Raw genomic sequence first — 14,830 nt, forward strand, 5'->3', positions numbered from 1 at the left:
CATGAAGCGTGAGGTTGCCGGCCGGATGGGCGACGCGTTCGCGCCGATCCTCTCCGGTGAACTCGACCCCATCGCTGCCGCTGCCGAGGTACGCGCCCGGCTCAAGGCCAGCCGCCGGCCCGCCAAACCCGTGCCGGTGGCCGACATCACGGACCGGACCGTCCCCGGGCCGGCCGGTGACATTCCGGTGCGGATCTACCATCCGCTCGACCCCTCAGAGTCCGGCACCGGTCTGCCGGTGCTCGTGTATTTCCACGGCGGCGGCTTCGTGCTGTGCGATCTCGACTCACACGACTCGTGTTGCCGCAGGCTTGCCAACGGCATTGGTGCAATTGTGGTTTCGGTCGACTACCGGCTCGCTCCCGAGCATCCGTATCCTGCCGCGGTCGAGGACGCCTGGGCGGCAACCGAATGGGTGGCTGCCCATGCCGTCGAGCTCGGCGGTGACCCGGCCCGGCTCGTCATCGCCGGTGACAGCGCGGGCGGCAATCTGGCTGCCGTGGTGGCGATGACAGCCCGGGACCACGGTGGCCCGGCCATCGCATTCCAGGTGCTGATCTACCCGGTTGTGGATCAGCGTCGCAAATCGTCGCTGTCCAGCCCACACACCCGCAGCGGGGTGCTGACCGCCGAGCACATGCAGTGGTTCACCGCGCAGTACCTCGGCGACAGCGGCGCACAGACCGACGTCTCGGCATCGCCGATTCTCGGTGACATGACCGGACTTCCGGACGGGCACGTGCTGACCGGTGCCCTCGATCCGCTGTGCGATGAGGGTGAGGAGTACGCCCGGATGCTCGCCGCCGGTGGCGCGAAGGTCAGTGTCCGGCGCTACGAGCGCGGCTTCCACGGATTCTTCAACCTCGCCGATCACCTCCCCGCCGCGGCCGAGGCCACCGAAGACGTGTGCGCCGTCGTTCGCGACGCCCTGAACAGCCCGGCCTGAACAAACCCGACCACACCTCAAACCCACTGAAAGGCAACCCATGAAGCTGAGGAACTCCCGCGCTCTGGTCACCGGCGCGAGCCGCGGCCTGGGCAAGAGCATCGCCGAGGTGCTCGCCGCACGCGGCGTCGACGTCGCGGTGGTGGCGCGCGACGCAGAGTCCCTGAACCTGCTCGCCAAGGAGATCGACGGCAAGGCCTACCCCGCCGACCTCACCGATCCGGCCACTGTCGAGGCGCTCCTGGACCGGGTCGAGGCCGACGGTCCGGTCGACATCCTGGTCAACAATGCCGGAATCGACCGGGTCGGCCTGTTCCCCGATGCCAGCGCCGCCGACGTGCAGAACCTCCTGCAGGTCAACCTCGCCGCACCTTTGGAGCTGTGCCGCCAGGCCATGCCGCGGATGGTGCAACGGGGCCGCGGTCACATCGTCAACGTGTCGTCCTACGGGGCGATCGCGCAGGGCCCCGGGGTGACGTTGTACGGCACCTCCAAGGCCGGCCTGAGCCATTTCACCGCCGGTATCCGCGCCGAGCTGCGCGGCAAGCCCGTGGGCACCACACTCGTCCAGCTCGGCGAGGTGCGGACCGACATGATCGATCACATCCGGGAATTCACGCCCGCCCGCAAGACCATCGAGCGGTTCGAACGGCTGCGCATGCTGCCCTCGTCGGCACTGGAGCCCGAGGTGGTGGCCACCGCGATCGCCGACGCCGTCGAACGCAACAAGCGCCACGTCGTCATGCCGCGCCAGATCGTGGCGATGGCCAAGGTCACCGAGTTCCCGCGACGCATGTCAGAGATCCTGCTGACCGGCATCGACCAGAACGAGAAGTAGCGATGGCCGGCGCGAAGCTCATGGATCTGTCCGGCAAGGTCGCGATCGTCACCGGAGCCGCCCGCGGCCAGGGTGAAGCCGAGGCGCGGCTGTTCGCCGCGCTCGGCGCCAAGGTGGTGATGACCGACGTCCTCGACGAGGAGGGTGAGCGGGTGGCCGAATCCATCGGTCCCGCAGCACGTTTCGTCCAGCACGATGTCGGCAGCGAAACCGACTGGCACGCGGCCGTCGATATCGCGATGACCGACTTCGGACGCGTCGATGTGTTGGTCAACAACGCCGCCATCTGCAAGGTGGTGCCGCTGGCCGAGCAGGACGCCGACGGATTCGAGCGGATGCTGCGGGTGAATCTCATCGGCGCGTTCCTCGGCATGCAGGCCGTCACCGAACCGATGAAGGCCGCCGGTGGCGGCTCGATCGTCAACATTTCGTCGCAGGCCGGAGTGCAGGGACTCGCCGGCTACACCGCATACGGAGCATCCAAGTGGGGCTTGCGTGGCATGTCGAAGGTAGCGGCAATCGAGCTGGGCCCGTTGGGCATTCGGGTCAACACGGTCTATCCCGGCATGATCGACACGCCGATGATCGCCCATCTCGGAGTGGAACGCGGGCTCGGCGGCCATCCCGGTGCGCCACTCACCCGCGTCGGCACCCCTGACGAGGTCGCCGAAGTCGTCGCGTTCCTCGCCTCGGACGCGTCGTCGTACATCACCGGCGCCGATCTGACCGTCGACGGTGGCGCGAGTGCGGGCCGGATCCCCGTAACCCCGGCCCGCCACGACGTCACGCCCCCGGCAGCACCAGGATCTTGACGTGCGCGTCGGGGTCGCGCAGGGCCTCGAACGCGTCACCCAAGCCGTCCAAACCGACCCGCGCGGTGATGATCGCCTCCGCGTCGATCTCGCCGGACGCCAGCCGTGCCAGCACCTTGTCGTAGGCCCGGTCGTAGGGGCCGTGCCCGAAATTGATCGCGATCTGCCGCATCTGCGCGACCACCGGGATGATGGTCTCCTCGGCGAACGGCGAGGCCACCACCTGGATGCGCGAACCCCACGGCAGCGTGTGGGTCAGCGAGTTGAGGGTGCCGACCCGTCCGCTGCACTCGTAGGCGATCAGGAGGCCCTGCGGATCGGCCGGGTCGGTCTTCCCATTGCTTCTCAACTCGTCGTAGAGCGCAATCGGATCCTGCTCACCGGGGTCGACGACGATGTCGGCGCCCATCTTCGCGGCCAGCTCGCGGCGCTTGGGTGACGGCTCCGAGGCGATCACGGTGTGCGCGCCGGCAGCCTTGGCGGCCAGGATCGTGCCCAGACCGATAGACCCGCAGCCGATCACCAAGGCGGTGTCCGCCGGTGTCAGACCGGACTGCTGCATGTGCATCTCGCCGACGTGGAGCGGCTCGGCCAGGGCGGCGTGCTCCAGCGACAGGCCGTCGGGCACGTGCCGGGCCCAGAAGGCGTCAACGACGATGAATTCGCCGAAGGCGCCGTGGTATTCGTTCGAGTAGCCGATGATCGTCGGCATCCCGTTGCCGTGCTCAGTGGTGATGCCGAGCCCGGTGACCCGGTCCCCCTCGGTGAAATCCTCTACGCCCGGCCCGGTTTCGACGACGGTGCCGGCCCACTCGTGACCGAGCACCACCGGCCGGGTGGCGTCGAACACCGCGAACGGGTAGCCCGCGCCGGCAGCCACCTCGACAAACCGGCACGGATCCTTGGACATGCTCAGATCGCTGCCGCAGATGCCGCAGGCGGCAACCTTGACGCGCAGTTGCCCCGGCCCGGCGGCGGGCGGTTCGGTGACATCGGTGACGGTGAATTGCCCGTCGAAGTACTCCGCCGCGCGCATCACGCCCCCTGCCCGGCGAGCTGCTCGGCAGGCTGGCCGTAATAGTCGGTGTGCGCCTTGGTGATCGCGCCGATGAGACCGCCGAGAAGATATTCGCTGTTGTCCTCGGCGAACTGCAGGCTGGCCTGCCGGCCCGCGTTGCGGTTCTTGAAGTGCGGGACCACCTCGGAAGCGAAGAGTTCGTAGCTGCGCAAGGTGTCATCCCAGCCGGCCATGTCCACATGCATGATCAGCAGCGTGCCGAATCCGCCGGTCTTCTCGACGAGACGCTCGATCTGGGCGATCGCATCCTCCGGCGTACCGATGATCGCCTGGCCGAACTCGCCGAGATTGTCAGTGCGCCACTGGTTGATGATGCCCTCGGGAGTCTGGGCCCACTCGGGGTTGATGCCCTGTTGCCGGTTGACGTATTCGGCGATGGCATGTATCCGGCGGCTGACGGCCCGTTCGGCCTCGGCCCGGGTCTCGGCGATGAACATCGGATTGACCAGGCGCCAGGTGGCGCGGTCCGCCTGATGGCCGTTCTCGGCCGAAACCTTCTCGTACACACCCCAGTTGCGGTCGAGCACGTCGAATCCGCTCGGCGAGCTGGCAGCCAGCGACAGCAGCGACAATCCGTGCGTGCCGGCGAGCACCGATCCGTTCGGCGAGATGGTCGAGGCGGTCGCCACCTCGATGCCCGCGGGATCATAGGTCGGCAGCTGCGCCCGCGCATCGCGCAGAGTGAACCAGTCGGTCTCCATGTCGACGACCTCGCCGCGCAGCAGCCGCAGCACCGCCTCGAGTGCTTCGCCCTGCATGCGGCGCTGGTCGATCGGGTTGATTCCCATCATGTGCGCGTCGAGCGGGATCTTGCCCGGCCCGGTGCCGACGATCAGCCGCCCACGGGTCTGCAGATCGAGCTGGGTGATGCGGTCGGCGGTGACCAGCGGGTGGTGATACGGCAACGACATCACGCCGGTACCGAATCGGATCCGCTCGGTGCGCTCGGCTGCTGCCGCAATGAACACGTCTGGGGCAGGGACGATTTCGGACCCGGTCGAGTGATGCTCGCCCATCCAGGCCTCCTCGAATCCGAGATGGTCGAGGTGCTCCATCAGGTCGATGTCGCGGCGCAGCTGCAGCGCGGGATCAGCGTTGAGGGGGTGATAGGGCGCCAGGAACGCCCCGAACCTGATCGAACTCGAGTTCCACATGTCCGGCACATTATCTGGATCGACTGATTGGATCAAGTGATCCATAAATTTGGGCGTGCCAAGCCCCCGCCGTACTGCCATGACCGGTCAGCCCCCGAGCAGCCGATCGACCCCGCCGACGACGAAACTCACCAGGTCTTCGTAGAAGTCCCGCAACTCGGCCTCGTCCAGGCGGCTCCCGTTACGGCGCCATTCGTCGGCCCGGCTCAGCGCCTGGATGAAGTTCATGATCGAGATGGCCCAGCGCAGCTCCAGGCGCGCCGGGTCCGAATCGGGAAAGGCTCGCTGTACCTGAGCGAAAAGTTCGTCGGGCAGATGCTGTTCGGTTTCGAGCATCACCGGATGGTTCTCCTGCGAGATCTGCGCGATGATCTTGATCCACCGCATCCCGCGGACCCGGTGGCGGAGCAACAGTTTCAGATAGGGCTCGGTGACCGCGCGGACAAGGGCGTCGGCACTCGGCGCAACGGCGTCGGCCGCGAGCAGCGCCACATTGGCCGCGATCTCGTCACGCACCGGCGCACCGACATCGGTGAGCACCGCGCGCAGCAGGTCGTCCTTGGACCCGAAGTGGTAGTGCACGGAGGCCGCGCCGAGCCCGGCGGCCGCGTTGACCGCCCGGACCGACACCGCATCCACTCCCTGGGCGGCGAACAATCGTTCGGCGGCCTTCACCAAGCGCAGCCTCGTGGCCGCGCCCTGCCGGTTCTGGGCGGCGACGGACACCCGACGAGCATGTCACGCGCCGAGCGGGCTGCTGAGCTGCGCTCTACGACGACGGCGTGTCGCCGGCGATCGGGGCGAACCGTCCCTCGGCGTCAGGCGCATAGGTGGTGGTGGTCATCACTGCGTTCACCGGCAGCGGACCGTACAGATGCGGGAACAACATCGCGTCGGGGTCCGTCGGTACACCGGGTTCCCAGCGCACCGGGTCGGCCAGCTTGGCCGGATCGATGTGCAGCAGCACCATGTCACCGCGACCGGAGTAGAGCCGGTTCGCCGGCAGATGCACCTGCTCAGGAGCCGAAAGGTGGACGAAGCCCTGCACACTCAGCGAGTCCGGACGATGCTCCCCGCTACGCTGGGCCGTCAGCCAATCCTCGACACTGCACAAGTGGACCAGGATCCGCGGCGATGGATGCATAGCGTCAGCTTGCCCGGCCAGCAACACGGCAGCCAAGTGAGACACGACACACCGGTGAACCCTTGGGGAACAAGGCCGGAATCCAAAACGTCTGACACAGTAGACATACGCAATCAAGGCGCCTTTGCCGAGATTCGAAGAGCAGAAGACGGAGGAGCCATGAACGCAACTCTGACAAGCCCGGAGCTAACCAGAGCCGATCGCTGCGATCGTTGCGGTGCGGCCGCACGCGTACGCGCGAAGCTGCCTTCGGGGGCCGAACTGCTCTTCTGCCAGCATCACGCCAATGAGCACGAAGCAAAGTTGGTCGAGCTTGCCGCTGTGCTGGAGACCAGCGCGGCAGACGCCTGACCGCCACCGGCCGGCACCACCCGCCTGGGCAGGAGCACGTTTCGTCAGTAATGCTTGACTGGTCATGACTGGCCAGCCACTTCCAGTACCACCATCACGCCACCACATCTGGCACATCACTCGACGCACATTGTCGAAGAGCTGGGACGATTCCATCTTCTCGGAGTCGGCACAGGCGGCGTTCTGGTGCGCGTTGTCATTGCCTCCCCTACTACTGGGGATGCTCGGCAGCCTGGCGTACATCGCACCGATGTTCGGCCCGGACACGCTGCCGACAATCCAGGATCAGCTGATCAACGCGGCGAACAGCTTCTTCTCCCCCAACGTCGTCAACGAGATCATCGAACCGACCATCCGCGACATCGTCAGGGGCGCCCGCGGCGAGGTGGTGTCGGTGGGCTTCGTGATCTCGCTGTGGGCCGGGTCGTCGGCGGTATCGGCCTTCGTGGACTCCATCGTGGAGGCGCACGATCAGACACCGCTGCGGCACCCGGTACGCCAGCGGTTCTACGCGCTGGGCCTGTACGTCATCATGCTGGTGTCTGCCATCGGGGTGGCTCCGCTCCTGGCCCTGGGGCCGCGGGCGATCTCCGAGCACATCCCCGAGAGCTGGGACAACGTGCTGCGGTACGGCTACTACCCGGCGTTGTTCCTCGCGGTGCTGGTGGGCGTGACTGTGCTCTACCGGGTCTCGCTTCCGGCTCCGATTCCGACGCACCGCCTGGTGCTCGGCGCCGTCCTGGCGACCGTGGTGTTCCTGGTCGCCACGTTCGGGCTGCGGATCTACCTGACCTGGATCACCAGCACGGGCTACACCTACGGCGCACTCGCCACGCCGATCGCGTTTCTGCTGTTCGCGTTCTTCCTGGGTTTTGCCATCATGCTCGGCGCCGAACTGAATGCGGCGATACAAGAGGAGTGGCCGGCGTCGGACACGCACGCCAGGAGACTGCGGGAATGGCTGGAGGACAAGGCCCACAACGGCGGCGCTCAGGCACCGGCGGAAACACCCGCGCCCGAGGCCGTCGAACCGCCCGGAGAGCGGCCTACTTCTTGAGCGATTCGTAGATCTTCTTGCAATCCGGGCACACCGGAGAGCCCGGCTTGGCCGATTTCGTCACCGGGAACACCTCGCCGCACAGCGCAACCACATGCGTGCCCATGACTGCACTTTCGGCGATCTTGTTCTTCTTGACGTAGTGGAAAAACTTCGGGGTGTCGTCGTCGGTCCCGTCGTCGACGCGTTCGTCGGTGTCCGGGCGCTCGATGGTCTGGGTCTGCATGGTTTTATTGTGCCTGGCTGCGGGGCATAGGGAAATCCGCATGCCACGACCCGGTCCAGGTGTGGAACAGTAGAGGCATGAAACAAAGCCACGAGCTGAGTTTCGACGACGATTTCGGCGACGATTTCGGCAAGGAAGCCCGCCCGGTTCTCATCACCAAAGCCGCACCCGCCTACGAAGTGCAGCACCGTCAGCGTGTCAGGAAGTATCTGACGCTGATGGCCTTCCGCATCCCGGCGCTGATCCTCGCCGCGGTCGCCTACAACATCTGGCAGAACGGGCTCATCTCGCTCGCGATCATCGTGGTGTCGATACCGCTGCCCTGGATGGCGGTGCTGATCGCCAACGATCGTCCCCCGCGTAGCGCCGAGGAGCCACGGCGTTATGCCGGTCACGGCGAGCGGATCCCGCTGTTCCCCACCGCGGAGCGGCCGGCGTTACAGAAGGACCCGTTTATGCCACCGCAACCGGACGCAGCGCGGCCCGACGGCGATGAGCCCAGCTGAGCGGCTTCTTTAGCCATTCTCAGGACATTCTCAGGTCGTTTCGGAAAAACCCCAGCTCAACGGGTATGAATCCGGAGATCAGCGGGAACTCTCATGGGGTCTGCGACGTTGTAGATCATGACAGTTCGAGCTGATCAGGAGGCCGTCATGGCAAATGCCACCACAAGCCGCGTCGACAGTGATCTGGACGCCCAGAGCCCTGCCGCCGACCTCGTGCGCGTGTATCTGAACGGCATTGGCAAAACGGCGTTGCTCAACGCCGCCGATGAGGTAGAGCTCGCAAAGCGCATCGAGGCGGGCTTGTACGCCCAGCACGTGTTGAACACCAAGAAGCGCCTGGGCGAGAACCGTAAACGCGACCTGGCCGCAGTGGTGCGCGACGGTGAGGCAGCGCGCCGGCATCTGTTGGAGGCCAACCTCCGCCTGGTGGTGTCGCTGGCCAAGCGCTACACGGGACGCGGCATGCCGCTGCTGGACCTGATCCAGGAAGGCAACCTGGGTCTCATTCGCGCCATGGAGAAGTTCGACTACTCCAAGGGCTTCAAGTTCTCGACGTATGCCACCTGGTGGATCCGTCAGGCCATCACCCGCGGGATGGCGGATCAGAGCCGCACCATCCGGCTCCCCGTCCACCTGGTCGAGCAGGTCAACAAGCTGGCCCGCATCAAGCGTGAGATGCATCAGAACCTGGGCCGCGAGGCCACCGACGAGGAACTGGCCGAGGAGTCCGGCATCCCGGTCGAGAAGATCAACGACCTGCTGGAGCACAGCCGTGACCCGGTGAGCCTGGACATGCCGGTCGGCACCGACGAGGAAGCCCCGCTGGGCGACTTCATCGAGGACGAGAACGCGATGTCTGCCGAGAACGCCGTCATCTCCGAACTGCTGCACACCGACATCCGCCACGTGCTGGCCACGCTCGACGAGCGTGAGCAGCAGGTGATCCGGCTGCGGTTCGGCCTCGACGACGGGCAGCCGCGCACCCTGGATCAGATCGGCAAGCTGTTCGGTCTGTCCCGCGAGCGGGTCCGCCAGATCGAGCGTGAAGTGATGTCCAAGCTCCGCAACGGCGAGCGTGCCGACCGCCTCCGCTCCTACGCAAGCTAGGCCTCCCTGGACGATGTGCCCCGCCGGTTTCCGGCGGGGCACATTGCGTATCCGGGCCATGTCGGGGTGTTTCCGGGGCCCCGCCAGCCCGTTCCGGGTCCCTGTCCTGGGGTTTTGCCCCGTTGTGTGAGGTGTCCGACGCCCCGATGTTGCGCCGCAGTTCAAGAGCCGGAAACGGTAGACTGTGCGGTGACGTTGGGGCTGGGAAGGCGCGCATGAACGATCTGGTCGACACCACCGAGATGTACCTGCGGACGATCTACGACCTCGAAGAAGAGGGCGTGGTGCCGTTGCGTGCACGCATCGCCGAACGGCTCGACCAAAGCGGTCCGACGGTCAGCCAGACGGTGTCGCGCATGGAACGCGATGGTCTGCTGCATGTCGCCGGCGACCGCCACCTGGAACTGACCGACAAGGGCCGCGCCCTGGCGGTTGCCGTGATGCGCAAGCACCGGCTGGCCGAACGGTTGCTCGTTGATGTGATCGGGTTGCCGTGGGAAGAAGTCCACGCGGAGGCATGCCGCTGGGAGCACGTCATGAGCGAGGACGTGGAGCGGCGCCTGGTGCAGGTGCTCGACAACCCCACCACCTCGCCGTTCGGCAACCCCATCCCGGGCCTGTCGGACCTCGGCGTCGGTGGGGCGGGCTTCGACGATGTCAGCCTGGTCCGGCTCACCGAACTTCCGGTCGGGTTGCCGGTCGCCGTCGTCGTCCGCCAGCTCACCGAACACGTGCAGGGTGACATCGAGCTCATCGGCCGGCTCAAGGATGCCGGCGTGGTGCCGAATGCGCGGGTCACCGTCGAGGCCAACGACCACGGCGGCGTGATGATCGTGATTCCGGGGCACGAGCAGGTGGAACTCCCCCATCACATGGCGCACGCGGTCCGCGTCGAGAAGGTCTAGCCACTCAACCCACCCGGCGCCGCCACGTCCGTCGAGGCGGCAGTTGAACGCCGAGCTGTTCGGCGAGCCGATAGCCGGTGACCGCCAACTCCCGGATTCGCTCCGGCCGCATGCCTGCTTGCAGCGCGGTGTCGAGCATGCCGGCCATTCGGTGCGTGGGGCGCGCCTCCAACGCAGCGTCGAGCGAAACCCCGGCCAGCGGCCCGTCACCTCGCGCATACGCGGAAAAGGCCAGTAGGACAAGCGCTTCGGCGCGCCATGGGTCCGGCAGACTACGGGCCAACAGCGCCCACAACGCTTCGGCCTGCTCGGCGCACTCGCCGACCGCCAGCGCATAGAGCGTGTCGCGGACCCTGGGATCGGCCAACCCCACGGCCAACTGCGCCAACACGGCGATACCGGGTGGATCCCCCTCGGCAGCTTGCACCGCCGCCCGCATCGCGGCCTCGACATCACCGCGCACCTCGGCGTCGTCCCGGGTATCCGGATACCCGGGACGCTGCGCCACGAGAGCCAACGGCCGTTTCATCGCCGCACTGGCGACCGGATCCGGCCGGATGACCTGCAACAGTTCGTCACGGCTGGCATAGAGCCGGCGACCGTCCAGCACCGCAGCTGCCGCCAGCGGTGACGCACCCGGATCGTCCACCCACCCCTGTTCGCCACAACCGTCGGCGCAGTGCCAGGATCCGCCGGCGGCCACCTTGTCCACCACGTGCGCGGCGTAGAGCTCGATGCCGTCGGCGGCAAGGGCCTGGTCGAGGTCCGCCGCCAGGCCGCGGTAGCGGTCATCGCACGCCCTGCAGTCCCTACTGTGATCGTCCACCACCACGGCGATCACCGCGTCCGCGCCGGCGCCGGCCACGAGATCGACCAGGTGCTCGATGCGTTCGGTCATGTCATCGGCCAGATCGGCGCGCATGACGCAGCCCAGCTCGCCCCGGTCGACGGTGACCAGGACGAGGCTCTGGTGCGGGACGAAGCCGAGTACCGCGGGCAGCGCGGCGATCAGCGCTCCGGGCCGGTTGAGGTGGAAGTCGAAGTCTGGCGAGGAGGGCGATGGTGTTGTCATGGCCCAACGGTGCCAACCTGCGCCGTCACGAACCGCCGCCCGAACCCGGCCGTTGCGGTGAAACCGCTGGAGCTGTGGATGAATTCGACGCTGGGGATAAGCGGTGGCATCTGTTCACTAGGTATTCGGCATGAGGTACATGCGCCGGGCCGGCGAGCCGCGTACACAGTTGTACCGTGGGTTCAGTGCAGGAATTCGACCTCATCGTCATTGGTTCGGGTCCCGGCGGGCAACGTGCCGCCATCGCCGCGGCAAAGCTCGGCAAGACCGTTGCGGTGATCGAGCGGGACATGATGCTCGGTGGCGTGTGCGTCAACACCGGCACCATTCCGTCCAAGACACTGCGCGAGGCGGTCGTCTACCTGACCGGGATGAGCCAGCGCGAGCTTTACGGGACCAGCTACCGCGTCAAAGAAAAAATCACCCCCGCCGATCTACTGTCGTGGACCCAGCACGTCATCGGCAGGGAAATCGACGTCGTCCGGTCCCAGTTGATGCGCAACGGCATCGAGCTGTACACCGGGCACGGCCGGTTCAAGGACGAGCACACGGTCGTCGTCGAGGACCCCAGCCGAGCCGAACTCGTCACTATCCGTGGCACTTTCATCGTCATCGCCACCGGAACCAAACCGGCCCGGCCCGCGGGGGTGCAATTCGACGAGGCGCGAGTGCTCGACTCCGATGGCATCCTCAACCTCACGACGCTGCCCAGCTCGATGGTGGTGGTCGGAGCCGGGGTCATCGGTATCGAGTACGCCTCGACGTTCGCCGCACTGGGCACCAGAGTCACCGTGATCGAGAAACGCGACAGCATGTTGGAGTTCTGCGATCCCGAGATCATCGAATCGCTGCGCTTCCATCTACGCGACCTCGCAGTGACATTCCGCTTCGGCGAAGAGGTGACCGCCGTCGACGTCGGAGCTTCCGGAACGATCACCACTCTGGCCAGCGGCAAGCAGATCCCCGCCGAGACCGTGATGTATTCGGCCGGAAGACAAGGGCAGACCGATCACCTCGATCTGGCCAACGCCGGCCTCGAAGCGGACCACCGCGGCCGCATCTACGTCGACGACAACTTCACCACCAAGGTCGATCACATCTATGCGGTGGGCGACGTCGTCGGCTTCCCGGCGTTGGCGGCCACCTCCATGGAGCAGGGCCGCCTGGCCGCCTGTCACGCCTTCGGCGAGCCCACCAAGGGCATGATGAGCATCCAGCCGATCGGCATCTACTCGATCCCGGAGGTGTCCTTCGTCGGGGCCACCGAATTCGAGCTGACCAAAGACTCGATTCCCTACGAAGTGGGGGTGTCACGCTACCGCGAACTGGCCCGCGGCAAGATCGCCGGTGACTCCTACGGAATGCTCAAGCTGTTGGTGTCCACCGAGGACCTGCGGGTGCTCGGCGTGCACATCTTCGGCACGAACGCCACCGAGATGGTGCACATCGGCCAGGCCGTGATGGGTTGCGGGGGCACCGTCGAATATCTCGTCGACGCAGTGTTCAACTATCCGACATTCTCGGAGGCCTACAAGGTCGCGGCGCTGGACGTGATGAACAAGCTGCGCGCGCTCAACCAGTTCCGCTACTAGCAGTCGGATTCGAGCGCCGCGGGTGCCGCGTCGCCCGGGCCGCCGGCTTCGGCGCGGATCAGCAACCGGGCGATCCGGTCATCGAAGCGCGGCGAATAGGACACGTCGTCATCGCAGCCACCGCCATCGAGTCCGCCCACCAACCCGGTGATCGTCGACCCCGAAACCCATGGGGCGCCACTGAATCCATCGGTCAGGCCCCCACAGGCCAGGGACGGGAACCCCTGCGGTGACGACTCGGTCGCGCCGCGACAGGCCAGCGGGCTGCCGCCCTCACCCATCGGGTAACCGGTCACCGTCACCGGACTGCCCGCCGCAGGCGCCGACCCGAGGGTCAATCCGCCACCGGCCGCGGACGGCAGGCTCACGCCGGAATCCCCGGTCACCTGCACGATCGCGTAGTCCGCCTGGGGGTCCTGTTCAGCGAGCCAACGTGAGTCCAGGTACACCTTGCTCACGTGCCAGGTATCACCCGCACCCGCACCGAAACCGGGGACGAAGGTGGTGTCGACACCGTCGAGCAGGCAGTGCGCGGCCGTCAGGATGAGATCCGCCGACGGGCTCGCCAACACCGAGCCGCTACAGGTGTGCGTCGTGGTGTCGCCCAGGAACAACGCCCCCACCCGCCGATCCGGCGTCACCGACTCCGCCCCGGCCTGCGACAACGCGCTGGCCGCAGCCGCTGAACTGATCGGCGGGGCCGGCTCGGGGCGGCCGGACGGTCCACCGGTCGTGGTGCCCGGAGCGGTGCACGCCGCGGCCCCGGCAACCAGCACGGCTGCCGCGACTGTGAATTTCACCATCCGGGTCACGTACATCATCATGATTTTGCCTGATCGCGGGGATACCCGCCGGAATGCCGGCCCCGGCCCAGCGCGTTCGCATGCACAGGCGGGGCGGAATACACCCGGAACCCGGGTATGCGGGACACTAGATGACACGGTGGTAGGCGCCGTCACAGCGTGCTACCGCAGCGAGGAGACGAAGCGAGATGACCGACAGCAGCGACACCCCCGAGCAGCACTACCAGCCCGATCAGAGCGGCATGTACGAGCTTGAGTTCCCGGCGCCGCAGCTGTCGTCTTCGGACGGCCGCGGCCCGGTGCTGGTCCACGCCCTGGAGGGTTTCTCCGATGCCGGTCACGCGATCCGGCTGGCCGCCGAGCACCTCAAGGACACCCTCGACACCGAACTGGTGGCTTCCTTCGCCATCGACGAGCTGCTCGACTACCGGTCGCGGCGGCCGCTGATGACGTTCAAGACCGACCATTTCACCAGCTACGAGGAACCCGAACTGAACCTGTACGCGCTGCACGACGGCGCAGGCACGCCGTTTCTGCTGCTGGCCGGCCTGGAGCCGGACCTGCGGTGGGAGCGGTTCATCACCGCGGTGCGCCTGCTCGGCGAGCAGCTGGGAGTGCGACAGGTGATCGGGCTGGGCACCATTCCGATGGCGGTGCCCCACACCCGCCCGGTCATGCTCACCGCGCACGCCAACAACAAGGAGCTGATCGCCGACCACACCCCGTGGGTCGGCGAAGTCCAGGTTCCGGCGAGCGTTTCCAACCTGCTGGAGTTCCGCATGGCCCAGCACGGACACGAGGTGGTGGGATACACCGTGCACGTGCCGCACTACCTGGCCCAGACGGCCTACCCGCCGGCCGCCGAGGCGCTGCTGACCGAAGTGGCCCGGACCGGTTCGCTACAACTGCCGCTGGAGAAACTGTCCGAGGCCGGAGCCGAGGTGTACAGCAAGATCAACGAGCAGGTGGAGGCCAGCGCTGAGGTGGCTCAGGTGGTGACCGGGCTGGAGCGCCAGTACGATGCATTCGTTGCCGCACAGGAAAATCGGTCTCTGCTGGCACGCGACGAGGAACTACCCAGTGGTGACGAGCTGGGAGCCGAGTTCGAACGGTTCCTCGCCCAGCAGGCCGGTGACAAGTTCAAAGACGACAAGTACAAAGACGGACGGGACGGCTTCGGCGACGGCTTCCCGAACGGCGACAACCACTCATAACAGCCCGACGCCGGGCCGAGGGCGA

Annotated in this window: 17 protein-coding genes; 10 read left to right on the forward strand and 7 right to left on the reverse strand. The window is 66.6% G+C overall.

Translation table 11 applies throughout. The features are described 5' to 3' along the window. The first annotated feature begins 1 nt into the window (after window position 1). Genes ACZY08_RS16595 through ACZY08_RS16605 form a run of 3 tightly spaced genes read left to right on the forward strand, consistent with a single transcriptional unit; the run spans window position 2 to window position 2,596 of the window. Complete coding sequence (locus ACZY08_RS16595) at window positions 2-946, forward strand: alpha/beta hydrolase (RefSeq protein WP_463745577.1); 945 nt, start codon at window positions 2-4, stop codon at window positions 944-946. Between the two features lie 40 nt (window positions 947-986). Continuing rightward, window positions 987-1,784 (forward strand): SDR family NAD(P)-dependent oxidoreductase, encoded by a 798-nt coding sequence (locus tag ACZY08_RS16600; RefSeq protein ID WP_463745576.1) that lies wholly within the window; start codon window positions 987-989, stop codon window positions 1,782-1,784. A 2-nt stretch (window positions 1,785-1,786) separates the two neighbouring features. Next, window positions 1,787-2,596: a glucose 1-dehydrogenase gene (locus tag ACZY08_RS16605; protein ID WP_463745575.1), complete on the forward strand. Its 810-nt coding sequence runs from the start codon at window positions 1,787-1,789 to the stop codon at window positions 2,594-2,596. Here ACZY08_RS16605 and ACZY08_RS16610 read toward each other — a convergent pair. The 4 genes from ACZY08_RS16610 to ACZY08_RS16625 all read right to left on the reverse strand — a co-directional run bounded on the left by ACZY08_RS16610 (window position 2,568) and on the right by ACZY08_RS16625 (window position 5,972). Further along, a complete protein-coding gene (locus ACZY08_RS16610) occupies window positions 2,568-3,632 on the reverse strand; it encodes an alcohol dehydrogenase catalytic domain-containing protein (protein WP_463745972.1) in 1,065 nt (354 codons plus the stop codon). The two genes, ACZY08_RS16605 and ACZY08_RS16610, sit on opposite strands and share 29 nt — an antisense overlap. Next, entirely contained in the window at window positions 3,632-4,828 is a 1,197-nt protein-coding gene (locus ACZY08_RS16615) for an LLM class flavin-dependent oxidoreductase (protein ID WP_463745574.1), read from the reverse strand. The genes ACZY08_RS16610 and ACZY08_RS16615 overlap by 1 nt, the downstream gene beginning before the upstream one ends. 87 nt (window positions 4,829-4,915) lie before the next feature. Further along, on the reverse strand, window positions 4,916-5,554 hold the full coding sequence (locus ACZY08_RS16620; RefSeq protein WP_463745573.1) for a TetR/AcrR family transcriptional regulator: 639 nt from the start codon (window positions 5,552-5,554) through the stop codon (window positions 4,916-4,918). Window positions 5,555-5,597: 43 nt separating this feature from the next. Next, window positions 5,598-5,972 carry a DUF952 domain-containing protein gene (locus ACZY08_RS16625; RefSeq protein ID WP_463745572.1) on the reverse strand — a complete coding sequence of 125 codons (375 nt, stop codon included), beginning with the start codon at window positions 5,970-5,972 and terminating at the stop codon, window positions 5,598-5,600. A gap of 159 nt (window positions 5,973-6,131) precedes the next feature. On the opposite strand from ACZY08_RS16625, the gene ACZY08_RS16630 reads away from it, so the two are divergent. Further along, window positions 6,132-6,323: a DUF7455 domain-containing protein gene (locus ACZY08_RS16630; RefSeq protein WP_055113266.1), complete on the forward strand. Its 192-nt coding sequence runs from the start codon at window positions 6,132-6,134 to the stop codon at window positions 6,321-6,323. Between the two features lie 64 nt (window positions 6,324-6,387). Continuing rightward, window positions 6,388-7,380 (forward strand): YihY/virulence factor BrkB family protein, encoded by a 993-nt coding sequence (locus ACZY08_RS16635; RefSeq protein WP_463745571.1) that lies wholly within the window; start codon window positions 6,388-6,390, stop codon window positions 7,378-7,380. On the opposite strand, the gene ACZY08_RS16640 is transcribed toward ACZY08_RS16635, so the two are convergent. Continuing rightward, window positions 7,370-7,606: a DUF3039 domain-containing protein gene (locus tag ACZY08_RS16640; RefSeq protein WP_044517849.1), complete on the reverse strand. Its 237-nt coding sequence runs from the start codon at window positions 7,604-7,606 to the stop codon at window positions 7,370-7,372. The genes ACZY08_RS16635 and ACZY08_RS16640 overlap by 11 nt on opposite strands. Before the next feature lie 77 nt (window positions 7,607-7,683). Here ACZY08_RS16640 and ACZY08_RS16645 point away from each other — a divergent pair, with 77 nt between their 5' ends. The 3 genes from ACZY08_RS16645 to ACZY08_RS16655 all read left to right on the forward strand — a co-directional run bounded on the left by ACZY08_RS16645 (window position 7,684) and on the right by ACZY08_RS16655 (window position 10,124). Beyond that, window positions 7,684-8,112: a DUF3099 domain-containing protein gene (locus tag ACZY08_RS16645; RefSeq protein WP_463745570.1), complete on the forward strand. Its 429-nt coding sequence runs from the start codon at window positions 7,684-7,686 to the stop codon at window positions 8,110-8,112. Between the two features lie 117 nt (window positions 8,113-8,229). Next, a complete protein-coding gene (locus ACZY08_RS16650; RefSeq protein ID WP_463745569.1) occupies window positions 8,230-9,219 on the forward strand; it encodes a sigma-70 family RNA polymerase sigma factor in 990 nt (329 codons plus the stop codon). 215 nt (window positions 9,220-9,434) lie between these two features. Further along, complete coding sequence (locus ACZY08_RS16655; protein WP_463745568.1) at window positions 9,435-10,124, forward strand: metal-dependent transcriptional regulator; 690 nt, start codon at window positions 9,435-9,437, stop codon at window positions 10,122-10,124. A 4-nt stretch (window positions 10,125-10,128) separates the two neighbouring features. Here ACZY08_RS16655 and ACZY08_RS16660 read toward each other — a convergent pair whose 3' ends face one another. Continuing rightward, window positions 10,129-11,196 carry a DUF4192 domain-containing protein gene (locus ACZY08_RS16660; protein ID WP_463745567.1) on the reverse strand — a complete coding sequence of 356 codons (1,068 nt, stop codon included), beginning with the start codon at window positions 11,194-11,196 and terminating at the stop codon, window positions 10,129-10,131. Between the two features lie 176 nt (window positions 11,197-11,372). On the opposite strand from ACZY08_RS16660, the gene sthA reads away from it, so the two are divergent. Continuing rightward, complete coding sequence (gene sthA / locus ACZY08_RS16665) at window positions 11,373-12,788, forward strand: Si-specific NAD(P)(+) transhydrogenase (protein ID WP_463745566.1); 1,416 nt, start codon at window positions 11,373-11,375, stop codon at window positions 12,786-12,788. On the opposite strand, the gene ACZY08_RS16670 is transcribed toward sthA, so the two are convergent. Further along, complete coding sequence (locus ACZY08_RS16670; RefSeq protein WP_463745565.1) at window positions 12,785-13,591, reverse strand: trypsin-like serine peptidase; 807 nt, start codon at window positions 13,589-13,591, stop codon at window positions 12,785-12,787. The two genes, sthA and ACZY08_RS16670, sit on opposite strands and share 4 nt — an antisense overlap. Before the next feature lie 188 nt (window positions 13,592-13,779). Between ACZY08_RS16670 and ACZY08_RS16675 the strand changes: the two genes are divergently transcribed. Continuing rightward, window positions 13,780-14,805, forward strand: a complete 1,026-nt coding sequence (locus ACZY08_RS16675) for a proteasome assembly chaperone family protein (RefSeq protein WP_463745564.1) — start codon at window positions 13,780-13,782, stop codon at window positions 14,803-14,805. Window positions 14,806-14,830 lie beyond the last annotated feature (25 nt).

The sequence above is a fragment of the Mycobacterium sp. IDUB_9 genome, assembly GCF_055419505.1.

Excerpts from the sequence above, each read along its gene's own strand:
- ACZY08_RS16595 (WP_463745577.1), top strand. The coding sequence starts at position 2 with ATGAAGCGTGAGGTTGCCGGCCGGATGGGCGACGCGTTCGCGCCGATC.
- ACZY08_RS16600 (WP_463745576.1), top strand. The coding sequence starts at position 987 with ATGAAGCTGAGGAACTCCCGCGCTCTGGTCACCGGCGCGAGCCGCGGC.
- ACZY08_RS16605 (WP_463745575.1), top strand. The coding sequence starts at position 1,787 with ATGGCCGGCGCGAAGCTCATGGATCTGTCCGGCAAGGTCGCGATCGTC.
- ACZY08_RS16610 (WP_463745972.1), bottom strand. The coding sequence starts at position 3,632 with ATGCGCGCGGCGGAGTACTTCGACGGGCAATTCACCGTCACCGATGTC.
- ACZY08_RS16615 (WP_463745574.1), bottom strand. The coding sequence starts at position 4,828 with ATGTGGAACTCGAGTTCGATCAGGTTCGGGGCGTTCCTGGCGCCCTAT.
- ACZY08_RS16625 (WP_463745572.1), bottom strand. The coding sequence starts at position 5,972 with ATGCATCCATCGCCGCGGATCCTGGTCCACTTGTGCAGTGTCGAGGAT.
- ACZY08_RS16630 (WP_055113266.1), top strand. The coding sequence starts at position 6,132 with ATGAACGCAACTCTGACAAGCCCGGAGCTAACCAGAGCCGATCGCTGC.
- ACZY08_RS16635 (WP_463745571.1), top strand. The coding sequence starts at position 6,388 with ATGACTGGCCAGCCACTTCCAGTACCACCATCACGCCACCACATCTGG.
- ACZY08_RS16640 (WP_044517849.1), bottom strand. The coding sequence starts at position 7,606 with ATGCAGACCCAGACCATCGAGCGCCCGGACACCGACGAACGCGTCGAC.
- ACZY08_RS16645 (WP_463745570.1), top strand. The coding sequence starts at position 7,684 with ATGAAACAAAGCCACGAGCTGAGTTTCGACGACGATTTCGGCGACGAT.
- ACZY08_RS16650 (WP_463745569.1), top strand. The coding sequence starts at position 8,230 with ATGACAGTTCGAGCTGATCAGGAGGCCGTCATGGCAAATGCCACCACA.
- ACZY08_RS16655 (WP_463745568.1), top strand. The coding sequence starts at position 9,435 with ATGAACGATCTGGTCGACACCACCGAGATGTACCTGCGGACGATCTAC.
- ACZY08_RS16660 (WP_463745567.1), bottom strand. The coding sequence starts at position 11,196 with ATGACAACACCATCGCCCTCCTCGCCAGACTTCGACTTCCACCTCAAC.
- ACZY08_RS16670 (WP_463745565.1), bottom strand. The coding sequence starts at position 13,591 with ATGGTGAAATTCACAGTCGCGGCAGCCGTGCTGGTTGCCGGGGCCGCG.
- ACZY08_RS16675 (WP_463745564.1), top strand. The coding sequence starts at position 13,780 with ATGACCGACAGCAGCGACACCCCCGAGCAGCACTACCAGCCCGATCAG.